This window comes from Carnobacterium jeotgali MS3, from assembly GCF_000745125.1.
GTDB classification, from domain to species: Bacteria; Bacillota; Bacilli; order Lactobacillales; family Carnobacteriaceae; genus Carnobacterium_B; species Carnobacterium_B jeotgali.
This window is the reverse complement of the sequence record NZ_JQNF01000003.1, coordinates 132,237-158,668: the sequence shown is the minus strand read 5'-3', so window position 1 is coordinate 158,668 and position 26,432 is coordinate 132,237. Positions and strand designations below refer to the sequence as shown.

Below are 26,432 nucleotides of genomic sequence, written 5' to 3'. Positions count from 1 at the left end.
TAAGGGAGTTATTAGAAATATGGTCCATTTGATAAGGAGTGTCTGAACAACTTTTATTTAAGAGCAAAGCAACAATCAAAAAATTAGCAATCTTTTCTTGGTTTTCATACAATGACTACAAATAGCTTTTTATAAAAAAGACTGGGGTGATTAGTAATGGAAGAACAAGCTTGGTGGAAAGAAGCAATTTTTTATCAAGTCTACCCAAGAAGTTTCAAAGATACGAATGGCGATGGCATTGGAGATCTTAAGGGGATTATTTCTCGCTTAGATTATATTCAGCAATTAGGCGTCACAGCTATTTGGCTCAATCCAATTTTTTCCTCACCACAAGTAGATAATGGTTATGATGTGTCAGATTATTATACGATTGATCATATCTTCGGAACGGTTAGTGATGCAGTCGAATTGATTGAAGAAGCGCATAAACGTAAGTTGAAAGTTATTTTTGATTTGGTTGTGAATCATACTTCGGATCAACATGTTTGGTTCCAAGAAGCCTTAAAAGGACCAGACAACCCGTACCGTGATTTTTATATTTGGGAAGACGCAAAAAAAGGAGGACACTTGCCCAATAACTGGGTTGCTGTATTCGGTGGATCAGTCTGGGAAAAAGAACCAGTTGGCGGTCAATATTATTTTCATTTGTTCAAAAAAGAAATGCCGGATTTAAATTGGGACAATCCAGAAGTTGAAAAAGCTATCCTGGATATTGGTAAATTTTGGCTGAATCATGGTGTCGATGGGTTTCGATTAGATGCATTTATTCATATGGATAAGTTGGACGATTTTAATGAAGTCGAAATAGAGAATGGTCAAGAGTTGGTTTCAGCTCAAAAAATTAATGCGTTTTTGCCTAATATCAAGAATTATGTCCAAAATCTATCAAATGATTTACGCAAAGTTAAAGAAGACATTTTTATCTTAGGAGAAGCAGCTTCAGCAAATGTAGATTTGGCGTTTGAGTACACAAAACCTGAGAGCAATATGTGCAATGCGGTTGTGTCCTTTTTAATTTTCCCTGAAGATGAAACGATGAAAGATCCACGGTTGCCGCTTAATATGCAATCGAGTAGATTAAATAAAAAAGCGTTTAAAGAAGTCATGGTCGACTGGCAGACAAAAATGGATCCATATGGTGGCCCCGTTTTATATTGGAATAATCACGACATGGCTCGAGTCGTTTCTCGTTTTGGGGATGTGGAGCATTACAGAGACAACAGTAGTAAGATGCTCGCTACGTTGATGTACCTGCAACAAGGTATGCCTTTTATTTTCAATGGAGAAGAAATTGGCATGCGTAATTTGTATTATAGTGATCGTACTCAATTTGATACACCTGGTGCCATTCCATTTTACGAAAAAGCTAAACAATTGGGGTATTCGGAAGAACACATTCTGAAAGAATTAAACCACACGGGACGAGATGTCAGTCGAGGAGCAATGCAATGGGATCGTTCTGAATTTGCCGGTTTTTCAACAGTCAAACCTTGGAGTGGGGTAAATGTTGAGGAAAAATATAATGTAGCAGATCAGCAAAGCGATCCTAATAGTATCTTATCGTATTACAAAAAAGTTATCGCTTTAAAAAAAACGGCTATCTTTAACAAAGGATCTTTCAAACTGCATGATACAAAAGACACATTATATGTTTATGAAAGGAATTTTGAAGGGCAGCGTGCAATTGTTTGCTGCAATTTATCAGATGCGGAAGAACACGTTCAAGAAGACGGGGTTTCAACCGTTGGCTGGCAGATTATTTTGCAAAATGAAGGCAATATAATCGATAAAGATGCTGTCACATTTGCTCCTTATGGAACAGTCGTTTTTATGTATCAAGATGATCCAGCTGACACAATACCAATAGAAGATGAACACCTAGAAAATTAAGTTGTTACCGGTAACAATCTATTTCTGATTGTAAGTGCTTTCTAAATTCTGTAAGCTAATAGTTGCATTGGAATTTAGCGAAGTTGAGGTGTTGTGATATGAATACCATGCATGATAAATGGTGGAAGAACGCAGTGGTGTATCAAATATACCCTAAAAGTTTTCAAGATACGAATGATGATGGAATCGGTGATTTAAAAGGCATTATTAAACAAATGGATTACATTCAATCCATTGGAGTGAACATGATTTGGCTGAATCCCGTTTTCGTTTCGCCTCAGATTGATAATGGTTATGATGTTGCTAATTATTATGCAATTGATGATAGCTTTGGGACAATGGCAGATATGGAAAAAGTGATTGAAGAAGCCCACAAACGTGGCATTAAGGTCATGATGGATTTTGTGTTGAATCATACGTCTGATCAACACCCTTGGTTTCAAGAAGCCTTGAAAGGTCCAGGAAATTTGTATCGTGATTATTATATCTGGCAGAAGGCAACAGGCAAACGGTCAGTACCAAACAATTGGGGATCGTTTTTTGGCGGATCTGTTTGGGAAAAAGAACCTCTTGGTGAATCCTTTTATTTTCATTTGTTCGCAAAAGAAATGCCAGATTTGAATTGGGAAAATCCTGAAGTGCGAATGGCAATGGCAGATTGCGCAAATTTTTGGTTGGACAAAGGAATTGATGCATTGAGATTGGATGCTTTTATTCATGTCGACAAAGAAGAAGGCTTTCCAGATGTTGAGATAACAAACGGTGCTGAAACAGAGTTAGCAGAGAACTACTATGCTAATTTGCCAAAAGTAACAGACTACATGCAAGAGTTCAGCCAACGAATCCGTAAAAATCATCCGATGGTTTTTTTAGTTGGAGAAGCGGCTTCTGCGAGTATTGAATTAGCAAAAATTTATACAGATCCAGTCAATGAAGTGTGTGACAGTGTCATAACGTTTCGGTACTTCCCAGAAGACGAACAGTCAAAAGATGAAAGACTGCCACTAGATATGCAGCATGGTAAATTAGATTTGAAAGAATTCAAACAAACGATGGTTGAATGGCAAAGTGAATTGGCTTCAGTTGGCGGACCGGTGTTGTATTGGAATAATCATGATATGGCACGAGCCGTCTCACGTTTTGGCGATGATGAACAGTACCGTGATAACAGCAGTAAGATGTTGGCGACGTTAATGTATCTTCAAAAAGGCATCCCTTTTTTATTGTATGGTGAAGAATTAGGGATGAAAAATTTAACGATTGAAACAATTGAAGATTTCTCATTGCCAGGAGCTGATCTTTTTTATCAAACAGCTTTAGACTTAGGGCATTCAAAAGAGTTTGCCATAGAACAGTTGAATGCTCGAAGTAAAGACGTTAGCCGAGGGGTTATGCAATGGAATGACTCAAACTATGCTGGGTTTTCGTCCCATGTTCCGTGGAGCGGAGTAAATCGCGAAGAAAAATATAACGTAGCGGATCAAGAAGCGGTAGAAAATAGTATACTACAGTACTATAGAGCGGTATTGAAACTGAAGCAAGAACCTGTATTTAGCGAAGGGGGCTTTCAACTGCTCGAAACTAGTTTGGAAACGTATTGTTATAAACGCAGCTGGGATTCCACGACCGTTTTGGTGTGCTGTAATATGTCGGACGAAACTCAAGTCGTATCGCTAGTTGGGTTAATCAAACAACCGTACACAATTCGTTTGAGCAATGAAGGAAATACGCTACAAGAAGATAAATTGACGTTAAGCCCTTATGGTGCAATGGTTATTTTATTATAAAAATGATTTGTTAAACAGTCGAAATAAAACTAAGTTAAGAAAAGAGGAAATAGTTAATGGAAACAGCTGCAATTTACCATAGACCAGATAGTGAGTACGCTTATTTATACAAAACTGATAAATTTCATATTCGTCTAAGAACAAAAAAAGGAGATGCTAACAAAGTTAATTTGATTAGTGGCGATCCTTATTCACATGGCACACAAAAATGGTATAAAAAAGATAAACCAATGAAATTGGCAATGAGTACCGATATTCATGATTATTGGATGATTGAAACATATGAAAAAACAAAGCGTATTGCTTACTGTTTTCATATTGAAGGAGTAGATGGTCTTGAAGTACTCTACGGGGATCGTGGCGTTTTTCCTTTTACAGATGAGTACTTAGAAGATGCAAATACGTTCTTTAGAATGCCTTACTTACATGACGTTGACCAAGTGAAAACACCTGAGTGGGTAAAAGAAACGGTTTGGTATCAAATTTTCCCAGAACGGTTTGCTAATGGAGATAAAACAAATGATCCAGCGGGAACACTGCCTTGGGGAAGTAAAAAACATCCTGGACGCGATGATTTTTATGGTGGCGATCTTCAAGGGGTGTTGGATCACTTAGATTATTTAGTTGAATTAGGAATCAATGGTATTTACTTCTGTCCATTGTTTAAAGCTAAATCAAATCATAAATACGATACGATTGATTACTATGAAATTGATCCTGATTTTGGAGACAAAGAACTCTTTAAAAAAGTTGTACAAGAAGCGCATAAACGTGGAATTCGTGTCATGCTAGATGCTGTGTTTAATCATTTAGGAATGGATTCAATGCAATGGCAAGATGTGTTAGAAAATCAAGAACATTCTCGCTATAAAGATTGGTTCCATATCAATCAATTTCCTGTAGAATCACTAGCTGATTTATCGGTGGAAGAATTGGAGAATGTTGGTGATTTAAGTTATGATACATTTGCTTTTACCGGCCACATGCCAAAATTAAATACAGCCAACCCCGAAGTGCAAGAATTTTTACTGGATGTGACAACTTACTGGATTAAAGAATTTGATATAGATGCTTGGCGTTTAGATGTTGCCAATGAAGTCGACCATCATTTTTGGAAGAAATTCTACCAAGCTTCTGTAGCATTAAAAGAAGATTTTTATATTTTAGGTGAAATTTGGCATTCTTCGCAAAGTTGGTTGCAAGGCGATGAATTTCATGGGGTAATGAATTATGCCTATACAGAGACCATTCAAAGTTTCTTTATGAAAGAAACAATCTCAGCAAATAAAATGGTTGCTGGGCTAAATGAACAATTGATGCTTTACCGTAACCAAACCAATGAAGTGATGTTCAATGTACTGGATTCTCATGATACAGCACGTTTGTTGACTGTCAGTAAGGATAATAAACAACTTGCAAAAGCGGGATTGGCGTTTATGTTTACACAACATGGCTCACCTTGTATTTATTACGGGACAGAGATTGGAATGGATGGTTTTAATGATCCTGACTGCCGCAAATGTATGATTTGGGATGAAGAAAAACAAGACAGCACTATGCTTTCATTTACAAAAGAATTGATTGCCTTCAGAAAAACTAATCAAGAATTGTTAAGTTATGGAGAAGTAGAGTGGTTTGATGTTCGAGATGATGAAAAAGTTATTGGATTCAAAAAGAAATTTGGCGATGAAGAGTTTATTTGCTATTTTAATCAAGGTGAAGAAGACTTAGAATTGAGCTTAGATCAAATACCTGAAGTCTTATTTTGGAATTTAGCATTCTTAGACAATAAATTATTGTCAGTTAAACAAAATGGCTTTGCTATTTATAAAGTAGAGTAATCAAATCGACTTATCTATCCACACTAAAAAGTATAGAGCCAAAAAAAGGAGCTGAGGAGCAATTCTCAGTTCCTTTTTTTGCAACTAGATGGTAACGTTTGCAAAAAAATAATAGAAGTAAGATAATTGACCTATCTAAAAAGGAGGAGGAATTCATGGTGGAGAAGAAAGAGTGGAAAAAGATTCTTTTAGGTTTGGTATCTGTCAGTACGGTATTATTGGCTGCTTGTGGAAGTGGCGAAGAGACAACAGAAACAAATTCATCTGGTGGAGAAGGGGAATCGACGACTTTAAAAATAGATGTAGACCCGCGGTATAGTGATTATGTTGATGAAATCATTCCAGCTTTTGAAGAAGAACATAATGTGAGAATTGAAATTTCAGAGCGGGATATGTTTGATGGACTGGAAGCTTTACCATTAGATGGACCAGCCGAAATTGGTTCAGATGTTCTAATAGCTCCGTATGATAGAGTAGGTGTATTAGGTCAGCAGGGACACTTAGCTGAGATAACCTTGCCTAATGATGATCGCTATGATGAATTGGACCAAAAACAAGTTACGTTAGATGGGAAAATATATGGCGCACCATTTGTGATTGAGTCATTGGTATTATTTTATAATAAAGATTTGATTGAACAAGCACCTGAAACATTTGAAGATTTAGAAAAATTGTCTCAAGATGATCAATATGCCTTTGAAAACGAAAAAGGAAAGAATACGGCTTTCTTAGCAAACTGGATGACAGCATACCAATATATTGGACTACTTTCAGGATATGGCGGATATGTCTTTGGAGAAAATGGAACAGATCCAACCGATATTGGGTTGAACTCGCCTGAAGCTGTTGAAGGAATTGCGTATATAACCGATTGGTATCAAACTATTTGGCCACAAGGGATGCAAGATGCGACTAGCTCCGAAAATTTTATGAATGAATTGTTTACCTCTGGAAAAACGGCAGCTGTCATCAATGGTCCGTGGGGTGCGAGCGGTTACGATGATGCAGGTGTAAATTATGGAGTTTCAACCATACCAACACTCCCAAATGGTGAAGAGTATAAACCGTTTGCCGGTGGAGTTGCATGGGCTGTTAGTAAGTATTCAAAAAATCCGGAACTAGCTCAAGAATGGCTGGATTATGTAACAAATGCAGAAAATAGTGAAACATTGTATGAGTTAACTTCAGAAATACCAGCCAATCAAGAAGCCAGAACAGTTGTCAGTGAATCAGGAAATGAGTTGACAAAAGCGGTCATTGAACAATTTGATTCTGCCGTTCCAATGCCAAACATACCTGAAATGAGTGAAGTATGGACTGGCGCAGAAACATTGATTTTTGATGCAGCTTCAGGCAATAAAACGCCTCAACAAGCCGCAGATGATGCCGTTCAAATTATCGAAGAAAATATTGCACAAAAATACCAAGACTAGTAGATAGCAACAAAAAGAAGATGGGATAAAAAATCTCATCTTCTTTTTTTAAGACCCTCATCAAATAGTGTGGATGCTTCTAAAAAAATTTATGGAATAGCCGGATTTGCATTGACTACTTTACTGATTTACAAGCAATCCTGCTCCTCCAGAATGTTAAGCATGAACTAAATTCATCTATCCACACTAAAGAAAGCTAGAGCACTTTTTTATAGAGAGATTTACTCCAGAAAAAGCAGACAATCTATTCTGTTACCGGTAACATCAAGAAAACGTTTGCATAAAGGGCTTTAATGACTGATAATAAGTATGTAATCAAAAAGCTTATATATATGAGGGGGAAATACAAGATGAAGAAGACAGGTTGGAAAAAATATGTTTTAGGTTTAGTATCTGCTAGTGCTTTAGTACTTGCGGCATGTGGAGGCGGAGAAGAATCTAAAGATGCGGGTTCAAAATCTGGTGGAGAAGAAGCAGGCGGAGATACTACCTTAGAAATTTCGGTTGATAAAGGTTATGTTGACTATGTTGAAGATATCAAAGGAGCTTTTGAAGAAGAAAACGGAGTTAAGATTGAAGTAACTGAACGCGATATGTTTGAACAATTAGAAGCTTTACCATTAGATGGTCCATCTGGAAATGCACCTGACATTATGATGTCGGCGTATGACCGTATGGGATCACTAGGACAACAAGGACACATTGCTGAAATAACATTAGGTAATGATGATCAATATGATGATACAGATAGAGCGCAAGTTACTTTAGATGGCAAAATTTATGGAGCGCCTTCAGTAATTGAAACATTAGTATTATACTACAATACAGATCTATTAGATGAAGCACCAAAAACATTTGCTGACTTAGAAGAACTAGCAAAAGACGATCGTTTCGCTTTTGAAGGAGAAGAAGGAAAAAATACAGGATTTTTAGCTAAATGGACTGACTTCTACTTCACTTACGGTTTAGTTGCTGGTTACGGCGGATACGTTTTTGGTGAAAACGGAACTGACCCATCAGATGTTGGTTTAAATAATGAAGGTGCAGTTGAAGCTATCGAATATGCTACTGACTGGTTCAAAAATACTTGGCCACAAGGTATGCAAGACGTAACAAGTTCTGATGCATTTATTACAGACCAATATTTAAATGGTAAAGTTGGAGCATTTATTGGAGGACCTTGGCAAGCTGCTAGCTTGAAAGATGCTGGAGTAAATTATGCAGTTTCTACAATTCCTACATTAAACAATGGCGAAGCTTATGAAGCATTCGGCGGTGGAAAAGGATGGGTTGTCAGCAACTACTCTGAAAATAAAGATGTTGCTCAAGCTTGGTTAGACTATGTTACAAACACTGAAAATCAAAACAAATTCTATGACGCAACAAATGAAGTTCCAGCAAATCAAGAATCACGCGTTTATGCTACAGATAAAAATGACGAATTAACAACTGCAGTAATCAACCAATATAAAGATGCTCAACCAATGCCAAATATTCCAGAAATGGCTGAAGTTTGGACTGGTGCTGAAAACATGTTGTTTGATGCAGCATCTGGTAACAAAACACCTAAAGAATCAGCTGATGATTCTGTTAAATTAATTAAAGAATCAATCGAACAAAAATATACTAAATAATCACAAATAAAAATGAACAGGTTTCGGCAGAGGACGTAGTTGTTCTCTGCCGAAAAATGTTAAAAGAAAAGGGAGGAATTAAAAATGTCTTCTCAGACAAAACCTCAAAATGTTAAAAGTGAAAAAAAAGCAATGCTGTATTCGGTTATTCCTGGTTTAGGACAAATTTACAACGGACAATTATTTAAAGGAATTGTATTTTTAGCTATTTTAGTCGCATTTATTGTCGAGATGATTGTTTCTGGTTTTGATGCATTTAACGGACTTGTTACTTTAGGAAGTACTCCGGTAGAAGATCATTCATTATTTATTATGATTGAAGGAACTCTTCAATTAATCATCACAATCATTTTTTTAGCTTTCTATGCGTTAAATATTTATGATGCAAAACGCGTGGCGTCCATTTGGAATAACGGACAAAAAGTTAACGTAACCGTTAAAGAAGTGATGTGGAATGTATATAATGCAGGATTCCCTTATCTGCTAATCGTACCTGCATACTTAATGATGGCTTTTACAATTATCTTCCCAGTGTTGGTCACATTATTTATGGCTTTTACAAATTACGACTTTTATCATATTCCACCAGCAAATTTAATTGACTGGGTTGGATTAAAAAACTTTGTAAACATCTTTTTCTTAAGTACTTACCGAGATGCTTTTACATCTGTATTCAGTTGGACAATCATTTGGACATTCAGTGCGACAACACTACAAATTGTTATCGGAATTTTTACAGCAGTGATTGCTAATCAACCCTTTATTAAAGGAAAACGTTTCTTTGGTGTTATTTTCTTACTTCCCTGGGCTGTGCCGGCATTTATCACGATTCTATCCTTTTCAAATATCTTTAACGATAGTATTGGAGCAATCAACACTCAAGTTATTCCGTTATTAAACAATCTTCCCTTTGTGGAAATTGGCCGGATTGCTTGGAAAACAAATGCTTTTTGGTCTAAAGCAGCTATCATTATGATTCAAGGATGGTTAGGATTCCCTTATATCTACGTTATGACAACCAGTATCTTACAGTCTATTCCTGAAGATTTATATGAAGCTGCAAAAATCGATGGTGCTAGTGCATTTCATCGATTCAAAGAAATTACTATGCCAATGGTATTCTTGGTAGCAGCTCCAACCTTTATTACGCAATACACTGGAAACTTCAATAACTTTTCAATGATCTATCTCTTTAACAATGGTGGACCAGGAAGTGTCGGTGGCGGTGCAGGAGCGACAGATATCTTGATTTCATGGATCTACAAATTAACAACCGGAACGTCACCACAGTATTCTATGGCAGCGGCCATTACGTTGATTATTTCGGCTTTAGTTATCGCTGTTTCCTTGATCGTCTTCAAGAAAACAAATGCATTTAATATGGAGGATGCATAGTATGGGTAAATTAGGTAAATCACAAAAAACTAGTCGTTTCTTTAGTCAATTTTTTACGTATCTCTACATGATCGTATTATCGATCATCATCATTTACCCATTGTTAATCACAGCTAGCTCAGCCTTTAAATCAGGAAACATAACAGCTTTTTCGTTAGATTTAAATTCAGAGTGGACATTGTCTAACTTTACGCGTTTATTCCAAGAGACTCTTTATGGAACATGGTATAAAAACACGTTAATTGTAGCTGTAGCTACTATGGTGATTCAAGTTGCCATTGTTACAATCGCTGGTTATGCATACAGTCGTTACAACTTTATGGGACGCAAAAAAAGCTTGATGTTTTTCTTAGTCATTCAAATGGTGCCAACAATGGCTGCCTTGACTGCTTTCTATGTTATGGCATTATTGCTAGGCGCATTAGATCAATTCTGGTTCTTGACGATGTTATACATTGGTGGAGGTATTCCAATGAATACGTGGTTAATGAAAGGATACTTTGATACCGTTCCAAAAGATTTGGACGAATCGGCCAAATTAGATGGAGCAGGACATTTTAGAATCTTTTGGCAAATCGTTCTGCCACTTGTGCGACCAATGATCGCAGTACAAGCATTATGGGCATTTATGACTCCGTTTGGCGACTACATGTTAGCGAGATTCTTATTAAGAAGTCCAGAAAAAATTACTGTAGCAGTTGGATTGCAAACGTTTATCAGTAATCCGCAAGATCAAAAAGTTGCTTTATTCGCAGCTGGTGCGATTCTGATTGCTGTTCCAATCTCTGTACTCTTCTTCTTACTACAAAAGAACTTTGTATCAGGGTTAACAACTGGTGGAACAAAAGGATAAACAAGAATATTGAAAGAAAAGAAGTGAAACAATGAAATCCGATGTTTTTCCATTAAATTATTTTAAAAGTATTTGGTCTCCAAAACAAATTTTTAAAAATCGTCATCAATTAAACTGGTTTCAAATTTTTGTTGTTTTGCTTTTTGTTAACAGCTTATTAATGATTCCTGTAGCATTGAATTATGTAAAAATGGACACTTTTCCGGTAGAAGATACACTACCTGGATCATTTGGCCTAATCGATGAAGCAGTCGTTTTAAAATTACAAGCAGGTAACTACGAAAACGGTACACTAAAGTTGCCGGAATCGTTTGTTTTATCTACCGAAAATGGAATGGTCAGTGGGTTGTTGACAGAAAGTGAGACAGATGAAGCTTTATCAGCGGATAATGCACTGCTATTTCAAGAAACTGAATTTGTAATTAAAGAAGGCGATCAATCGCTAGAAACTATTCCTTATACAAAAGATTTTGATTTATCAAAAGTGACGACGGTTGCTGAATTAAAAGAAGCACTTTCTCGCCAATGGTTTATTAAAAACAAAGCATATACTGTAGCAACACTGATGTCTCTAGTATTCAGCATTACTTTAGTCAGCACACTTTTTCTAACATTTGGTTCAGCAATTTTCTTATACTTAACCAAAAAGAGTAAGTTTTCTTCTATCAATAGCTATAAAGAATCGGTCAATCTTTTAACGAATTGCATTGGTTTGCCATCGTTTGTGGCATTATTGCTTGGATTAATCCAATTCGATATCATTATTATGTTGATGATTCAATCTGTTGGGTTAGTAATGATGTTGCTAATTGTTTTTTACCAAACAAGATTTAATGATAAAACGAGTGGAAAAGAAGTGAAAAAAGCATTTGGGGGTAAAAGTTCATGATTAAACGTTTGTTTGATGTTGATCCATGGAGAGTAAAGTCAACAAAATTAGACAGAACTGATAAAAGGTTGCAAGAAAGCTTAACCGCTATTGGAAATGGCTATATGGGTATGCGGGGCAACTTTGAAGAAGGCTATTCTGGCGATTCACATATTGGGACTTACTTGGCTGGTGTCTGGTATCCGGATAAAACGAGGGTTGGTTGGTGGAAAAATGGCTACCCAGAATATTTTGGGAAAGTTATCAATGCTACAAATTTTATCCCTGTTGAATTAATGGTAAATGACCATAAAGTTGATTTGGCTATTGATGAAGTTAAAGATTATGAAATTGAGTTAGATATGAAAACAGGTATTCTAAAGCGAGCTTATACTTGGATTAATGGGCAACAAGAAGTTCGTTTTACTTTCAAACGTTATGTTAGTGTAGCGTTAAAAGAGTTAGCGGTTATTGAAGTGACAGCTGAAGTACTAAAAGGCAATGCTACAATTGTGTTTACGCCTAAAATGGATGGAAATATGGTCAATGAAGACAGCAACTATGATGAAAAATTCTGGTTGGAAATGAACCGTATTTCTGGTAAAAAAAGTAGTTTGACCACTAAGACGATTGAAAATCCTTTTGGTATAGAACAATTTACTGTAACAACGATGATGGAAAACGTAGCAGAAAATCATGAAAAAAGAACGTATGCGGAAGAATTCATGCAAGTTGAAGAAAAAATCACATACACATTAGCGGCTGGTGAAAAAGCTAAAGTGACTAAATTTGTTAGTGTACTGACAAGCCGGGACGTAGCGCCTAATGATCAGTTAGCAAGAGCTGCTGAAATTTTAGACCAGGCTATTGATTTAGGTGAAGAAGAAATAAAAGCGCAACACATTGCTGTCTGGCAAGAGCGTTGGCACAAAGCTGATGTAGTCATCAAAGGCGATGCGGAAAGCCAACAAGGAATTCGCTTTAATATATTCCAACTGTTTTCTACGTACTATGGAGAAGATAATCGTTTGAATATCGGACCAAAAGGGTTTACCGGCGAGAAATACGGCGGAGCCACTTATTGGGATACCGAAGCCTTTATTTTGCCAATGTATCTATCAGTAGCGGATGATTCAGTTTCAGAACAATTATTAACTTACCGTCATAATCAACTGTCAGGTGCCTTTCACAATGCTAAACAACAAGGGCTACAAGGAGCTTTGTATCCTATGGTAACCTTTAATGGTATCGAAAGTCATAATGAATGGGAAATCACATTTGAAGAGATTCATCGCAATAGTACGATTGCTTACGCTATTTACAATTATACAAATTATACTGGCGATGAAACTTTTTTAAGTACGAAAGGTATCGAAATGTTGGTAGCCATTTCGCGTTTTTGGGCAGACCGTGTGCATTATTCTAAACGGAATGACCAGTATATGATCCATGGCGTTACTGGACCAAATGAATACGAAAATAATATTAATAATAACTGGTACACAAACACTATGGCTGCTTGGACTTTACGTTATACATTAGAAAGTCTAATGAAAGTTTCTTCTATAATAGTGAATGAATTGCATGTGACTGCTGAAGAGAAGAAACTATGGGAAAATATTGTTCAAAAAATGTATTACCCTCATGATAAAGACTTAAATGTTTTTGTGCAGCACGATACATTTTTAGACAAAGAACTTTTGACAACAGATGACCTTGATCCTACTGAAAGACCCATCAATCAAAATTGGTCTTGGGATAAAATTTTACGGTCTTGCTACATTAAACAAGCAGACGTGTTGCAAGGTATCTATTACCTGAATAATGAATACACGCTTGAAGAAAAAGAAGCTAATTTTGATTTTTATGAACCAATGACTGTTCATGAGTCCTCTCTTTCTGCTTCTATTCATGCAATTTTAGCTGCAGAGCTTGGCAAGACAGAAAAAGCTGTTGAGTTTTATGCGCGTACAGCTCGATTAGATTTAGATAATTACAACAATGATACTGAAGATGGATTGCATATCACTTCTATGAGCGGTGGTTGGTTAGCCATTGTCCAAGGATTTGCTGGCATGCGTACTTTTGATAATACATTGACATTTAAACCATTTTGTCCTGAAAACTGGACAGAATATAGTTTTATGATCAAATATCGTGGACGTTTGTTGCATATTGCGGTTACACAAGAAGCTGTAAGCGTACGTTTACAAGAAGGTGCACCAATTGAACTAACGCTATACGATCAAAAAATGCTGTTAACAGATGTAGTTAAATGCCCAATTCATCATTCGTAGTCAGTTGAATGTTTAAAAAAATTTAAAAAAGCTATCAATAGGGAGCTATCAAATCGATACATCCATTTGATAGCTTTTACTATTGAAAAAAAGGGGTAGGCAAAAATGATTAAAGGATTTATTTTTGATTTAGATGGAGTTCTGACAGATACGGCAGAGTATCACTATAAAGCTTGGAAAAGATTGGCAGATAAATTGACGATTCCAATTGACCGAGAAATGAATGAACAATTAAAAGGGATCAGTCGTATGGATTCGCTTGATCGTATTCTGGCTATAGGAAATCGAACTGAAGTGTATTCTATTGAAGAAAAAGAACAATTAGCAGATGAAAAGAATGAAGACTATAAAAAATTGATTTTAACTGTAACGCCAGCTGATTTATTACCTGGAATAGCTGACTTGTTAGCGGATTTAAAAGCAGCGGGTATTCGATTAGCTTTGGCATCTGCTAGTAAAAACGGTCCTGTTATAATGGAGAGACTAGGTATTGCTGATTTGTTTGACACAGTCGTAGACCCTGCTGAGCTGGAAAACGGAAAACCCGATCCTGAGATATTTATTAAAGGAGCAAAACAATTAAATTTAACACCGAAAGAATGTGTTGGAGTTGAGGATGCTAAAGCTGGGATAGAATCTATCAATGCAGCTGGAATTTTTTCTGTCGGTGTAGGGACGAAAGAAATGATGGAAAAAGCAGATTATGCAGTAGCAGAAACCAGCGAATTAAAATTAGCGGATATTCTAAAAAAAGCAACTAACTGAGGAGAGGTTTAGTTTGGAAAAAAAATGGTGGCATAGTTCGGTCGTTTATCAAATTTACCCTAGAAGTTTTCAAGATAGCAACGGAGACGGCATAGGCGATATTCAAGGTATTATTCAACGTTTAGACTATTTAGCAGATTTAGGCATTGATGCGATTTGGTTAAGTCCAGTTTATTGTTCTCCTAACGACGATAATGGCTATGACATTAGCGATTATCAAGCAATATCACCAGAATTTGGAACGATGGAAGATATGGATGAGCTTATCAAAAAAGCTAAGCAAGTGGGAATTCGTATTGTGATGGATTTAGTAGTGAATCACACTTCTGATGAGCACGCGTGGTTTATCGAATCAAGAAAAAGCAAGAACAACGAATACCGAGATTATTATATTTGGCGTGATGGACAAAATAACAATGTGCCGAATGAATTGGGATCAATTTTCAGCGGAACAGCTTGGGAATTAGATGAACAAACCAATCAATATTATTTACACTTGTACAGTAAAAAACAACCTGATTTAAACTGGGAAAATCCAAACGTCCGTAAAGAAATATGGCAAATGATGAACTTCTGGTTAGACAAAGGCATTGGAGGCTTTCGAATGGACGTTATCGATTTGATCGGAAAAGTTCCCGATAAATTGATTACAGGGAATGGTCCTATGCTCCATAAGTATCTTCAAGAGATGCATCAAGAAACTTTTGGGAAATTAGATGTTTTAACAGTAGGTGAAACATGGGGAGTAACAACTGAAGATGCTAAACTGTACTCAGCACCAGAGCGCAATGAGCTATCGATGGTATTTCAATTTGAACATATTGGACTTGATGAGCAACCTGGCAAGCCAAAGTGGGATACCCAAAAATTGGATTTCATTAAATTAAAACAAGTCTTTACGAAATGGCAGATAGCTTTTGACGGAGATGGTTGGAATAGTTTGTTTTGGAACAATCATGATATCCCTCGTATCGTTTCAAATTGGGGTAATGATAGTTCTCAGTACCGTAAAGTATCTGCCGAAATGTTTGCAACGTTTTTACATTTTCTAAAAGGGACACCTTACATTTATCAAGGAGAAGAAATTGGGTTAACAAATACACCAGTCTCTTCAATTGATGAAATCGATGATATAGAAAGTATCAATATGTATAATGAAAGAATTCAGCAAGGGTATGATGAAAAAGAGATTATTCAAGCTATTAATAAAAAGGGCCGAGATAATGCTAGACGTCCGATTCCTTGGGATGATTCATTAAATGGGGGGTTCACAACAGGAACACCATGGTTGAAACTGAATCCTAATTATAGAGAATTGAATGTGAAAAAAGACCAGCAAGATAAAGAATCAGTTTTTAATTACTATAAGACATTGATTCGTTTAAGAAAAGAACACGAGCTTATCGTATGGGGCGATTATAAAGAATTGCTGCCACATGATCCACAGTTATTCGTTTATGAAAGAAGTTATAAAGGGGAAACGTGGTTGATTGTAATTAATTTCTATCAAAAAGCAACTTTTTATAAAGATGATAATAGAAAAGTAGAGACAATTATTATCAGTAATTATAAAGATAGCAGTATAAAACTAACGGATTTAGCATTGCGTCCATTTGAATCAATCGTTTATAAACTGAAATAAAGTTTAAGTGGAAAATAAAAAAGCGAACGAAAAGCTTGTTTTATTTGTGATAGTTCCGAAGTGAAAAGTATTTTGAATATATATACGTCTTTTCTCTTTATGCAGATAAAAAAATGTTCGCTTTTTTATTTTTTTATAAATAATGTAACGTTTATGGTTGACCATAAGAACGATACTTGTTATAGTAATTGATGTCGTAAGTAGTTTAACACTAGCGATACCGAAAAGATTTCTTGTTAATAAGGAAATATTTTTGATTGACAATGTTATGCAAAATATGGTATTCTAATTTATGTCGCTGAGCTAAACCAATATTTTATTTTGAATAATTATTCAAAATAAAAATAAAAAAAGCTTGACGAAATAAAAAAGCTGTTGTATCATATAGAAGTTGTCACAAACAAGCAACGCACTTTAGACCTTTGAAAACTAAACAAAGTAAGACGAACCAAATGTGAGGGTGACTCAGCAGTGCTGAGTCAACAGTAACAAAATAGTGAATAATTATTCGCTAGCAATTCAATAATGAGCTTCAAGCATCATTTTATATGAGAGTTTGATCCTGGCTCAGGACGAACGCTGGCGGCATGCCTAATACATGCAAGTCGAACGCTTTAACTTCACCGGGTGCTTGCACCCATAGAAGTTAAGGAGTGGCGGACGGGTGAGTAACACGTGGGTAACCTGCCCATAAGAGGGGGATAACATTCGGAAACGGATGCTAATACCGCATATTTCTAATCGTCTCCTGACGAATGGAAGAAAGGTGGCTTCGGCTACCGCTTATGGATGGACCCGCGGCGTATTAGCTAGTTGGTGAGGTAATGGCTCACCAAGGCGATGATACGTAGCCGACCTGAGAGGGTGATCGGCCACACTGGGACTGAGACACGGCCCAGACTCCTACGGGAGGCAGCAGTAGGGAATCTTCCGCAATGGACGAAAGTCTGACGGAGCAATGCCGCGTGAGTGAAGAAGGTTTTCGGATCGTAAAACTCTGTTGTTAGAGAAGAACAAGGATGAGAGTAACTGCTCATCCCCTGACGGTATCTAACCAGAAAGCCACGGCTAACTACGTGCCAGCAGCCGCGGTAATACGTAGGTGGCAAGCGTTGTCCGGATTTATTGGGCGTAAAGCGAGCGCAGGCGGTTCTTTAAGTCTGATGTGAAAGCCCCCGGCTCAACCGGGGAGGGTCATTGGAAACTGGAGAACTTGAGTGCAGAAGAGGAGAGTGGAATTCCACGTGTAGCGGTGAAATGCGTAGATATGTGGAGGAACACCAGTGGCGAAGGCGACTCTCTGGTCTGTAACTGACGCTGAGGCTCGAAAGCGTGGGGAGCAAACAGGATTAGATACCCTGGTAGTCCACGCCGTAAACGATGAGTGCTAAGTGTTGGAGGGTTTCCGCCCTTCAGTGCTGCAGCTAACGCATTAAGCACTCCGCCTGGGGAGTACGACCGCAAGGTTGAAACTCAAAGGAATTGACGGGGACCCGCACAAGCGGTGGAGCATGTGGTTTAATTCGAAGCAACGCGAAGAACCTTACCAGGTCTTGACATCCTTTGACAATCCTAGAGATAGGACTTTCCCTTCGGGGACAAAGTGACAGGTGGTGCATGGTTGTCGTCAGCTCGTGTCGTGAGATGTTGGGTTAAGTCCCGCAACGAGCGCAACCCCTATTATTAGTTGCCAGCATTCAGTTGGGCACTCTAGTGAGACTGCCGGTGATAAACCGGAGGAAGGTGGGGATGACGTCAAATCATCATGCCCCTTATGACCTGGGCTACACACGTGCTACAATGGATGGTACAACGAGTCGCAAGGTCGCGAGGCCAAGCTAATCTCTTAAAGCCATTCTCAGTTCGGATTGCAGGCTGCAACTCGCCTGCATGAAGCCGGAATCGCTAGTAATCGCGGATCAGCACGCCGCGGTGAATACGTTCCCGGGTCTTGTACACACCGCCCGTCACACCACGAGAGTTTGTAACACCCGAAGTCGGTGAGGTAACCCTTTTGGGAGCCAGCCGCCTAAGGTGGGACAGATAATTGGGGTGAAGTCGTAACAAGGTAGCCGTATCGGAAGGTGCGGCTGGATCACCTCCTTTCTAAGGAAACTAACGGAAACCCACACATTCGTACTTACTTTGTTTAGTTTTGAGAGGTCTAATCTTCTCAATCTTTTAAATCGTAACACCTTGTTCTTTGAAAACTGGATAAAGTTAAAAATTGTAATTCAAGTAAGAAACCAGAAACACACCGAAAATTTTTAAAAGTAAGTTTTTAAGGTTCTCATCGAAAGATGAGTATTGAAAATTAACGATTAACCATAGGTTAAGTTAATAAGGGCGCACGGTGAATGCCTTGGCACTAGGAGCCGATGAAGGACGGGACTAACGCCGATATGCTTTGGGGAGCTGTAAGTGAGCTTTGATCCAAAGATTTCCGAATGGGGGAACCCAGCATCTTTTATAGGATGTTACTGCTGACTGAATACATAGGTCAGTAGAGGTAGACGCAGAGAACTGAAACATCTAAGTACCTGCAGGAAGAGAAAGAAAAATCGATTCCCTGAGTAGCGGCGAGCGAAACGGGAATAGCCCAAACCAGAAAGCTTGCTTTCTGGGGTTGTAGGACTGAACACATAGAGTCATAAATGATTTTGGTAGGAGAAGCGACCTGGAAAGGTCTGCCGAAGAAGGTAAAAGCCCTGTATCCGAAACCAAATTCACTCTGATCAGTATCCTGAGTACGGCGGAACACGAGAAATTCCGTCGGAATCCGGGAGGACCATCTCCCAAGGCTAAATACTCCCTAGTGACCGATAGTGAACCAGTACCGTGAGGGAAAGGTGAAAAGAACCTCGGAAGAGGAGTGAAATAGCCCCTGAAACCGTGTGCCTACAAATAGTTAAAGCCCGTTAATGGGTGATAGCGTGCCTTTTGTAGAATGAACCGGCGAGTTACGATCCCATGCGAGGTTAAGTTGATGAGACGGAGCCGCAGCGAAAGCGAGTCTGAATAGGGCGAATGAGTATGTGGTCGTAGACCCGAAACCAAGTGATCTACCCATGTCCAGGTTGAAGGTGCGGTAATACGCACTGGAGGACCGAACCCACGTATGTTGAAAAATGCGGGGATGAGGTGTGGGTAGCGGAGAAATTCCAATCGAACTTGGAGATAGCTGGTTCTCTCCGAAATAGCTTTAGGGCTAGCCTCGGAATTAGAATCATGGAGGTAGAGCAACTGTTTGGACTAGGGGCCCTTCTCGGGTTACCGAATTCAGATAAACTCCGAATGCCATTGATTTATATCCGGGAGTCAGACTGCGAGTGATAAGATCCGTAGTCGAAAGGGAAACAGCCCAGACCACCAGCTAAGGTCCCAAAGTTTATGTTAAGTGGAAAAGGATGTGGAGTTGCTTAGACAACTAGGATGTTGGCTCAGAAGCAGCCATCATTTAAAGAGTGCGTAATAGCTCACTAGTCGAGTGACCCTGCGCCGAAAATTTACCGGGGCTAAACATAACACCGAAGCTGTGGATAGAACCATTGGTTCTATGGTAGGAGAGCGTTCTAAGGGCGTTGAAGCTAGATCGTGAGGACTAGTGGAGCGCTTAGAAGTGAGAATGCCGGTATGAGTAGCGAAAGACGGGTGAGAATCCCGTCCACCGAATGACTAAGGTTTCCTGGGGAAGGCTCGTCCTCCCAGGGTTAGTCGGGACCTAAGTCGAGGCCGAATGGCGTAGACGATGGACAACAGGTTGAGATTCCTGTACCAGTTTGTTTTGTTTGAACAATGGAGGGACACAGTAGGCTAAGGAATACGCGCTGTTGGATATGCGCGTCCAAGCAACAAGTTTTGAAGTGAGTCAAATGCTTGCTTCTTTAAGAACAAGTTGTGATGGGGAGGGAAATTAAGTACCGAAGTTCCCGATGTCACACTGTCAAGAAAAGCTTCTAGTTAGAAACAAACTGCCCGTACCGCAAACCGACACAGGTAGTCGAGGAGAGAATCCTAAGGTGTGCGAGAGAACTCTCGTTAAGGAACTCGGCAAAATGACCCCGTAACTTCGGGAGAAGGGGTGCTGACCAATTGGTCAGCCGCAGTGAATAGGCCCAGGCGACTGTTTATCAAAAACACAGGTCTCTGCAAAATCGTAAGATGACGTATAGGGGCTGACGCCTGCCCGGTGCTGGAAGGTTAAGAGGATGGGTTAGCTCTCGGGCGAAGCTCAGAATTGAAGCCCCAGTAAACGGCGGCCGTAACTATAACGGTCCTAAGGTAGCGAAATTCCTTGTCGGGTAAGTTCCGACCCGCACGAAAGGCGTAACGATCTGGGCACTGTCTCAACGAGAGACTCGGTGAAATTATAGTACCTGTGAAGATGCAGGTTACCCGCGACAGGACGGAAAGACCCCATGGAGCTTTACTGCAGTTTGATATTGAGTGTTTGTACAGCTTGTACAGGATAGGTAGGAGCCAATGAAGCCAGGACGCCAGTCTTGGTGGAGGCGTTGGTGGGATACTACCCTTGCTGTATGACCACTCTAACCCACAGCCCTTATCGGGCTGGGAGACAGTGTCTGACGGGCAGTTTGACTGGGGCGGTCGCCTCCTAAAGTGTAACGGAGGCGCCCAAAGGTTCCCTCAGAATGGTTGGAAATCATTCGCAGAGTGTAAAGGCATAAGGGAGCTTGACTGCGAGACCTACAAGTCGAGCAGGGACGAAAGTCGGGCTTAGTGATCCGGTGGTTCCGCATGGAAGGGCCATCGCTCAACGGATAAAAGCTACCCTGGGGATAACAGGCTTATCTCCCCCAAGAGTCCACATCGACGGGGAGGTTTGGCACCTCGATGTCGGCTCATCGCATCCTGGGGCTGTAGTCGGTCCCAAGGGTTGGGCTGTTCGCCCATTAAAGCGGTACGCGAGCTGGGTTCAGAACGTCGTGAGACAGTTCGGTCCCTATCCGTCGCGGGCGTAGGAAATTTGAGAGGAGCTGTCCTTAGTACGAGAGGACCGGGATGGACACACCTCTGGTGTACCAGTTGTTCTGCCAAGGGCATTGCTGGGTAGCTATGTGTGGACGGGATAAACGCTGAAAGCATCTAAGCGTGAAGCCCCCCTCAAGATGAGATTTCCCATCACGTAAGTGAGTAAGACCCCTGAGAGATGATCAGGTAGATAGGTTGGAAGTGGAAGTCTAGCGATAGATGGAGCGGACCAATACTAATCGGTCGAGGACTTAACCAAATTTTTAAAACGGTGTAAGACGGTTTCAGAACGAAAAATGATGGTTAACTTATCCAGTTTTGAGAGAACAACGTTCTCTTGATTGAAATTGTGTGGTGATGATGGCAAGAAGGTCACACCTGTTCCCATGCCGAACACAGAAGTTAAGCTTCTTAGCGCCGATGGTAGTGAAGGGTTTCCCTTTGTGAGAGTAGGACGTTGCCACGCACATTCAATTATTCCGCAATAGCTCAGTTGGTAGTAGCGCATGACTGTTAATCATGATGTCGTAGGTTCGAGTCCTACTTGCGGAGTTCCATAGTCAAACTATGTAAATATAAACGAGATTAGTTTAAGTGAACCCCACCTGGAGAGTTGTCCGAGTGGCCGAAGGAGCATGATTGGAAATCATGTAGGCGGTGAACACTGTCTCAAGGGTTCGAATCCCTTACTCTCCGTTTGAAAAAACGGCCCGTTGGTCAAGCGGTTAAGACACCGCCCTTTCACGGCGGTATCACGGGTTCGATTCCCGTACGGGTCATCAGTAACGACGTTACTGGTTAAAAAAAGCAGTAGTAAGATTCTTCGGAGGTTTAGCTCAGCTGGGAGAGCATCTGCCTTACAAGCAGAGGGTCGGCGGTTCGATCCCGTCAACCTCCATTGGTTTAAGTTATAAAAAGGTCTCGTGGTGTAGGGGTTAACATGTCTGCCTGTCACGCAGAAGATCGCGGGTTCGATTCCCGTCGAGACCGTTGGTTTGAAAAATTAAATAAACCATTTATATAATGGCCTGGTAGCTCAGTTGGTAGAGCACTTGATTGAAGCTCAAGGTGTCGGCAGTTCGATTCTGTCCCAGGCCACCATTATTGGAGGGGTAGCGAAGTGGCTAAACGCGGCGGACTGTAAATCCGCTCCTTCGGGTTCGGCAGTTCGAATCTGCCCCCCTCCACCATTTTTTAAAAGAAATAACCTTTATAAGATAGGGGTATAGTTTAAAGGTAGAACTATGGTCTCCAACACCATCAGTGTGGGTTCAATTCCTACTACCCCTGCCATTTTTAATGTAAGATGGGCAAAAAAATAATTACCATGGCGATTGTGGTGAAGTGGTTAACACACCGGATTGTGGTTCCGGCATGCGTGGGTTCGATCCCCATCAGTCGCCTTTTTTTTTCATGGGCTATAGCCAAGCGGTAAGGCAAGGGACTTTGACTCCCTCATGCGTTGGTTCGAATCCAGCTAGCCCAGTTTAATTGAATGAACCATTCAACTAAAAAGATGGCGGTATAGCCAAGTGGTAAGGCAGAGGTCTGCAAAACCTTCATCACCGGTTCAAATCCGGTTACCGCCTTATGTTCGAAAAGATGAAAAAAAGTAGTCCATATGCCGGCGTGGCGGAACTGGTAGACGCGCTGGACTCAAAATCCTGTGCCCGCGAGGGCGTGCCGGTTCGATTCCGGCCGCCGGTATACTAAATACACCTCACATCTATAAGATGCTAGGTGTATTTTTTTGTTCATTTCTTTAATCAGTCTCTTTGGAATCGTCGTCAAATGGTGTGGATGCTTCAAAGATTCTTATGAATAGTGGCTCTTCGTCAAATGGTGTGGATGAGCAAAATTTAGTTAAAATAAAATCTAATTTAGGCAGCGTGAGGTAACTGACTCATGCTGTTTTTTTTCGCTTTAAAACTAATCAAAATACGGCATCTAAAATTCTGGAAATTCCGATAACCATAAGCAACCCGTTTAATGACTTTTATTTTATTGTTTGACCCCTCTAAAGCACCGTTGGAATAGGGATACATAAAAGTATGTTTGATCCTAGGCAAGTGTTTACGCAGGGTTTTAAGGGCAGTCTGCATAAAAGGAGACAACTCCTTTGGAGAAGTCTTCAGTATAAGGTCTTTAAATCCTTTATAGTCATTTTTTTTAGAATAATAAAGAAGATTTTGATACAGATCATATGTCGCTTTAAGGGTCTCGTCGAGCGTGAGTAGGTAGTCAATGATTTCTGTATTCGGTAAAGGCTTTTTAAAGAGTCGTTGATAGCGGTAATCCTTAAAATTCAAGTCATCTGAGTCTTTTAATAGAAGTTGCCAGTACCTTTTAAATTTTCTGTAGTTCTTTAAATCTTCTGAATTAGAGGTATTGAATCGTTTCATTAGTTGAACTCTGGTTTGATTCAACGAACGTGAGAGCAACTGAATGATATGGAAACGGTCAATGATTACTTTAGCATTAGGAAAGAGGTCTTTAACTAATGTAAAGTAGGCCGCGTTCATGTCTACGACAATCGTTTTTACAGTCATCCTCGTTTTATAGGGATAGCGCAGAAAGTGCTTGTGTAAAGCGGTTAAGAGCCGAGTTGGCAAGATATCAATCGGTTCATGTGTATCTGCATCGGAATAAATAAAGCTCATTTTGCCTTCGACGTTTTTAACGGATTTAAATTCATCAAAAGAAAGGTGTTGCGGCAAGGATTTGAAATTGTTTTTAACAGACTGATTGAGTTGTTTCAAGACTCTGTCTGTAGTGGTAGGAGAAACAAAATGCCGTTTAGACAGGTCTTTTACAGAAGTAGTGTCGGCTAATTCAACTGCAATAGACTGTTTGACCCGCTTAGCGATAAAACAGCCTTGTTCGATCTCAGGAGACTGAGCAACAAAGGTCACACCGCATTCTCTACAAAGAAATCGTTGTTTCTTTAACTGAATATAAGTTGGATAGTGAGTAGAGCTGACCCATTTAACCCTAGAGGTTAAATACCCATTCTTAACAATAGAGTAGGAGTGATTTTTCATCCCGAAACACTCGCAGTGAGAAGGCTGATACGTTAAAGTGGCATAGTAAACTTTTGATCTGAATCCTTTGATTCTCTTCTCCTTACAAAATTTTTCATCAAAAAGAATGTTTTTATCTTTTAAATCGAGTGCAATTCGGATACAATTATTACGAGGCATATGAATTTTCCTTTCTAGTGAGTTGTGGTGACTTTATTCTAACTGGAAATTTCATATGTTTCTATTTTTTTGCACAAAAATAGGTGTGAATGAATTTCTTCATCCACACCAAAAATTATACAGCCTGAATAGTCGGATTGGCTCGTAAGATCTTTCAAGTCTTAAACATTCTACAGGACTACAAACAACCCAATCCCTCCAGAATATTAAGTATGAACTAAATTCATTTATCTAAACTAAAAATATAGAGCCAAAATTTCTGGAAGACTGTAGTTCTATAGGGGTCTAAAAAGAAACTTCATGTATTATCTATGAAGTTTCTTTTGGAGCAGTCATACCCATTGTTGAATAATCTGTAAAATTTATTTAAAGAAACTAGTTTAAATCCAAAAAATAATGGACTAACTAAGGAGTTGCTTTGCCACACAAAGACCAGCAGCTGATAAAGCTCCATTTATAGCTGAATAATTTTTAATTTCTATAAGTGTTTTTTTCTTTGTTGCTAATAGAGCAATGTTTTTTTCTAAATAATCTTTTATTAAATCTAAAAGTTGTTTTTCTGAAAAGAGTTCACCATGAATAATCATTTTATCTGCGTCAATCATCATTGAAAGATTATTTAGGGTAATCGAAAGGTACTTAATAGCATTGTGCAAGATATTTATGACGCCCTCATCACCCAACTTATAGGCTTGTAGGATCACTTCAATTGTGAGATGAGCTCGATCTGTCGCTAACTGCCTCAGATAAGTACTATCAGATTTATCAAAAAGAATTTGAGATTTTTTAATGATCCAAGATTCGCTAGCATAAGTTTGCAAGCATCCTCTTTTGCCACATTCACAAAGCTCACCATCAGGATGAACAACTATATGACCAATTTCTCCGACTAAATTATTATTATCCCCATAGAGATTACTTTGATAGATTGATGAACAAAACATTCCTCGACCTACGTGCACAAAAGTAAAATTATTATCGGTGCTATCGTGACCAAATAACCGTTCTGATAAAGTCATACAGTGAACATTATTTTTGAAATACACTGGTAAGTTTATTGTAGAGAGTAATTGTTTAAAGTTGAAATTAGTCCAAAATGAATTATTTGTTAAAATTGATTGGTTTTCCTCATCGAAATGTCCAGGTAATGCAATCCCAATAGATTGAGGATGGTAATTAGAGCAGTGTAAAAGAAACGAGTGCAATTCAGTAACGAATAAAGATGCAGTAAGATTTCTTTCGGGAGTGGAAGGATCATTTGTTAGAATCTTTTTTTCAAATAAATTTTGTTTATTGTCAATAAGACAATAGGCAAAGAATTTTTCTGATAGTTCTACCCCAATGTAAAAACTATGATTAGGTGAAATGTCTAAAGAAATTTTTTTTCTACCGGATTTATTTGTATCAGAAACGATTTCACCAGTCTCGTGAATCAACTGTTCCACAATTAAGTTTCCAACAATATCACTTACTGTTGCTGGTGTGATCCCAGTTGCTTGAGAAATATCAATCCTTGATAAAGGCCCCTTTGTATAAATGATATCTAATATTTTGGTTTGTAATTCCTTCTGTCTTTTAGTAATCTTCATAGAATCCTCCTTAATATCACAAAATTAGTATACAACATTAATTATTTTTTATAAACAACTATTGGAACGATTTAGGTTGACAGGGGGCTATTTATCGATTAACATAAGGTTGTTGATAACAAAATATTAACAAATATGGTTTTGAACAGAGTTTTCCTGGTTTGTTATTTATAATTTATAACCAATAAAAAATTATGGAAAGGGATATGCCTAGTAACTTGGCTAACGCTAAGTATTTAACGTTAT

At 38.9% G+C, this 26,432-nt stretch carries 13 protein-coding genes, 12 tRNA genes and 3 rRNA genes; 26 read left to right on the top strand and 2 right to left on the bottom strand.

Annotated elements, in window-relative coordinates; genetic code table 11:
• Positions 1-156 precede the first annotated feature (156 nt).
• From BP18_RS00995 to BP18_RS00870, 26 genes are all read left to right on the top strand, one after another.
• Positions 157-1,890 carry an alpha-glucosidase gene (locus BP18_RS00995; protein WP_035050148.1) on the top strand — a complete coding sequence of 578 codons (1,734 nt, stop codon included), beginning with the start codon at positions 157-159 and terminating at the stop codon, positions 1,888-1,890.
• Positions 1,891-1,988: 98 nt separating this feature from the next.
• Positions 1,989-3,677: a glycoside hydrolase family 13 protein gene (locus BP18_RS00990; RefSeq protein ID WP_007725270.1), complete on the top strand. Its 1,689-nt coding sequence runs from the start codon at positions 1,989-1,991 to the stop codon at positions 3,675-3,677.
• 56 nt (positions 3,678-3,733) lie between these two features.
• On the top strand, positions 3,734-5,518 hold the full coding sequence (locus tag BP18_RS00985) for a glycoside hydrolase family 13 protein (RefSeq protein ID WP_007725269.1): 1,785 nt from the start codon (positions 3,734-3,736) through the stop codon (positions 5,516-5,518).
• A 158-nt stretch (positions 5,519-5,676) separates the two neighbouring features.
• The gene (locus BP18_RS00980; RefSeq protein ID WP_035019672.1) at positions 5,677-6,951 is read left to right on the top strand and encodes an extracellular solute-binding protein; all 1,275 of its coding nucleotides are present in this window, start codon (positions 5,677-5,679) and stop codon (positions 6,949-6,951) included.
• Positions 6,952-7,301: 350 nt separating this feature from the next.
• The gene (locus BP18_RS00975; RefSeq protein ID WP_029277101.1) at positions 7,302-8,585 is read left to right on the top strand and encodes an extracellular solute-binding protein; all 1,284 of its coding nucleotides are present in this window, start codon (positions 7,302-7,304) and stop codon (positions 8,583-8,585) included.
• A gap of 84 nt (positions 8,586-8,669) precedes the next feature.
• The gene (locus BP18_RS00970) at positions 8,670-9,980 is read left to right on the top strand and encodes a sugar ABC transporter permease (RefSeq protein WP_029277098.1); all 1,311 of its coding nucleotides are present in this window, start codon (positions 8,670-8,672) and stop codon (positions 9,978-9,980) included.
• A gap of 1 nt (position 9,981) precedes the next feature.
• Complete coding sequence (locus BP18_RS00965; RefSeq protein ID WP_007725613.1) at positions 9,982-10,833, top strand: sugar ABC transporter permease; 852 nt, start codon at positions 9,982-9,984, stop codon at positions 10,831-10,833.
• 31 nt (positions 10,834-10,864) lie between these two features.
• Positions 10,865-11,722 (top strand): DUF1189 domain-containing protein, encoded by an 858-nt coding sequence (locus tag BP18_RS00960; protein WP_007725611.1) that lies wholly within the window; start codon positions 10,865-10,867, stop codon positions 11,720-11,722.
• Positions 11,719-13,998 (top strand): glycoside hydrolase family 65 protein, encoded by a 2,280-nt coding sequence (locus tag BP18_RS00955; protein ID WP_035050145.1) that lies wholly within the window; start codon positions 11,719-11,721, stop codon positions 13,996-13,998. Before BP18_RS00960 ends, BP18_RS00955 begins: the two co-directional genes overlap by 4 nt.
• 105 nt (positions 13,999-14,103) lie before the next feature.
• Entirely contained in the window at positions 14,104-14,763 is a 660-nt protein-coding gene (gene pgmB / locus BP18_RS00950; protein ID WP_007725607.1) for a beta-phosphoglucomutase, read from the top strand.
• A 13-nt stretch (positions 14,764-14,776) separates the two neighbouring features.
• Positions 14,777-16,405: a glycoside hydrolase family 13 protein gene (locus tag BP18_RS00945; protein ID WP_007725604.1), complete on the top strand. Its 1,629-nt coding sequence runs from the start codon at positions 14,777-14,779 to the stop codon at positions 16,403-16,405.
• 544 nt (positions 16,406-16,949) lie between these two features.
• Positions 16,950-18,511: ribosomal RNA gene (locus BP18_RS00940) — 16S ribosomal RNA — on the top strand.
• Positions 18,512-18,735: 224 nt separating this feature from the next.
• A 23S ribosomal RNA gene (locus BP18_RS00935) occupies positions 18,736-21,656 on the top strand.
• 91 nt (positions 21,657-21,747) lie between these two features.
• Positions 21,748-21,863: ribosomal RNA gene (gene rrf / locus BP18_RS00930) — 5S ribosomal RNA — on the top strand.
• The 16S, 23S and 5S rRNA genes sit together here with 12 tRNA genes alongside, the layout of an rRNA operon.
• A 12-nt stretch (positions 21,864-21,875) precedes the next feature.
• Positions 21,876-21,949 (top strand) — tRNA-Asn (locus BP18_RS00925).
• 55 nt (positions 21,950-22,004) lie between these two features.
• A tRNA-Ser gene (locus BP18_RS00920) sits at positions 22,005-22,093 on the top strand.
• 11 nt (positions 22,094-22,104) lie between these two features.
• Positions 22,105-22,176, top strand: a tRNA-Glu gene (locus tag BP18_RS00915).
• A gap of 46 nt (positions 22,177-22,222) precedes the next feature.
• Positions 22,223-22,295: transfer RNA gene (locus BP18_RS00910), tRNA-Val, on the top strand.
• A gap of 19 nt (positions 22,296-22,314) precedes the next feature.
• Positions 22,315-22,387: transfer RNA gene (locus tag BP18_RS00905), tRNA-Asp, on the top strand.
• 35 nt (positions 22,388-22,422) lie between these two features.
• Positions 22,423-22,498: transfer RNA gene (locus tag BP18_RS00900), tRNA-Phe, on the top strand.
• Between the two features lie 5 nt (positions 22,499-22,503).
• Positions 22,504-22,587: transfer RNA gene (locus tag BP18_RS00895), tRNA-Tyr, on the top strand.
• Positions 22,588-22,616: 29 nt separating this feature from the next.
• Positions 22,617-22,690: transfer RNA gene (locus BP18_RS00890), tRNA-Trp, on the top strand.
• A gap of 37 nt (positions 22,691-22,727) precedes the next feature.
• A tRNA-His gene (locus BP18_RS00885) sits at positions 22,728-22,800 on the top strand.
• Positions 22,801-22,811: 11 nt separating this feature from the next.
• Positions 22,812-22,883: transfer RNA gene (locus BP18_RS00880), tRNA-Gln, on the top strand.
• A gap of 32 nt (positions 22,884-22,915) precedes the next feature.
• Positions 22,916-22,986, top strand: a tRNA-Cys gene (locus tag BP18_RS00875).
• Between the two features lie 34 nt (positions 22,987-23,020).
• Positions 23,021-23,104: transfer RNA gene (locus BP18_RS00870), tRNA-Leu, on the top strand.
• A 173-nt stretch (positions 23,105-23,277) separates the two neighbouring features.
• On the opposite strand, the gene BP18_RS00865 is transcribed toward BP18_RS00870, so the two are convergent.
• Entirely contained in the window at positions 23,278-24,597 is a 1,320-nt protein-coding gene (locus tag BP18_RS00865) for an ISL3 family transposase (RefSeq protein ID WP_035050143.1), read from the bottom strand.
• 401 nt (positions 24,598-24,998) lie between these two features.
• Complete coding sequence (locus tag BP18_RS00860; RefSeq protein ID WP_007725814.1) at positions 24,999-26,186, bottom strand: ROK family transcriptional regulator; 1,188 nt, start codon at positions 26,184-26,186, stop codon at positions 24,999-25,001.
• Positions 26,187-26,432 lie beyond the last annotated feature (246 nt).

Bases quoted from the DNA above. Each gene is read 5' to 3' on its own strand.
- BP18_RS00865 (WP_035050143.1), bottom strand. From the start codon at position 24,597: ATGCCTCGTAATAATTGTATCCGAATTGCACTCGATTTAAAAGATAAA.
- BP18_RS00955 (WP_035050145.1), top strand. From the start codon at position 11,719: ATGATTAAACGTTTGTTTGATGTTGATCCATGGAGAGTAAAGTCAACA.
- BP18_RS00970 (WP_029277098.1), top strand. From the start codon at position 8,670: ATGTCTTCTCAGACAAAACCTCAAAATGTTAAAAGTGAAAAAAAAGCA.
- BP18_RS00990 (WP_007725270.1), top strand. From the start codon at position 1,989: ATGAATACCATGCATGATAAATGGTGGAAGAACGCAGTGGTGTATCAA.
- BP18_RS00960 (WP_007725611.1), top strand. From the start codon at position 10,865: ATGAAATCCGATGTTTTTCCATTAAATTATTTTAAAAGTATTTGGTCT.
- BP18_RS00985 (WP_007725269.1), top strand. From the start codon at position 3,734: ATGGAAACAGCTGCAATTTACCATAGACCAGATAGTGAGTACGCTTAT.
- BP18_RS00975 (WP_029277101.1), top strand. From the start codon at position 7,302: ATGAAGAAGACAGGTTGGAAAAAATATGTTTTAGGTTTAGTATCTGCT.
- BP18_RS00860 (WP_007725814.1), bottom strand. From the start codon at position 26,186: ATGAAGATTACTAAAAGACAGAAGGAATTACAAACCAAAATATTAGAT.
- BP18_RS00995 (WP_035050148.1), top strand. From the start codon at position 157: ATGGAAGAACAAGCTTGGTGGAAAGAAGCAATTTTTTATCAAGTCTAC.
- BP18_RS00965 (WP_007725613.1), top strand. From the start codon at position 9,982: ATGGGTAAATTAGGTAAATCACAAAAAACTAGTCGTTTCTTTAGTCAA.
- pgmB (WP_007725607.1), top strand. From the start codon at position 14,104: ATGATTAAAGGATTTATTTTTGATTTAGATGGAGTTCTGACAGATACG.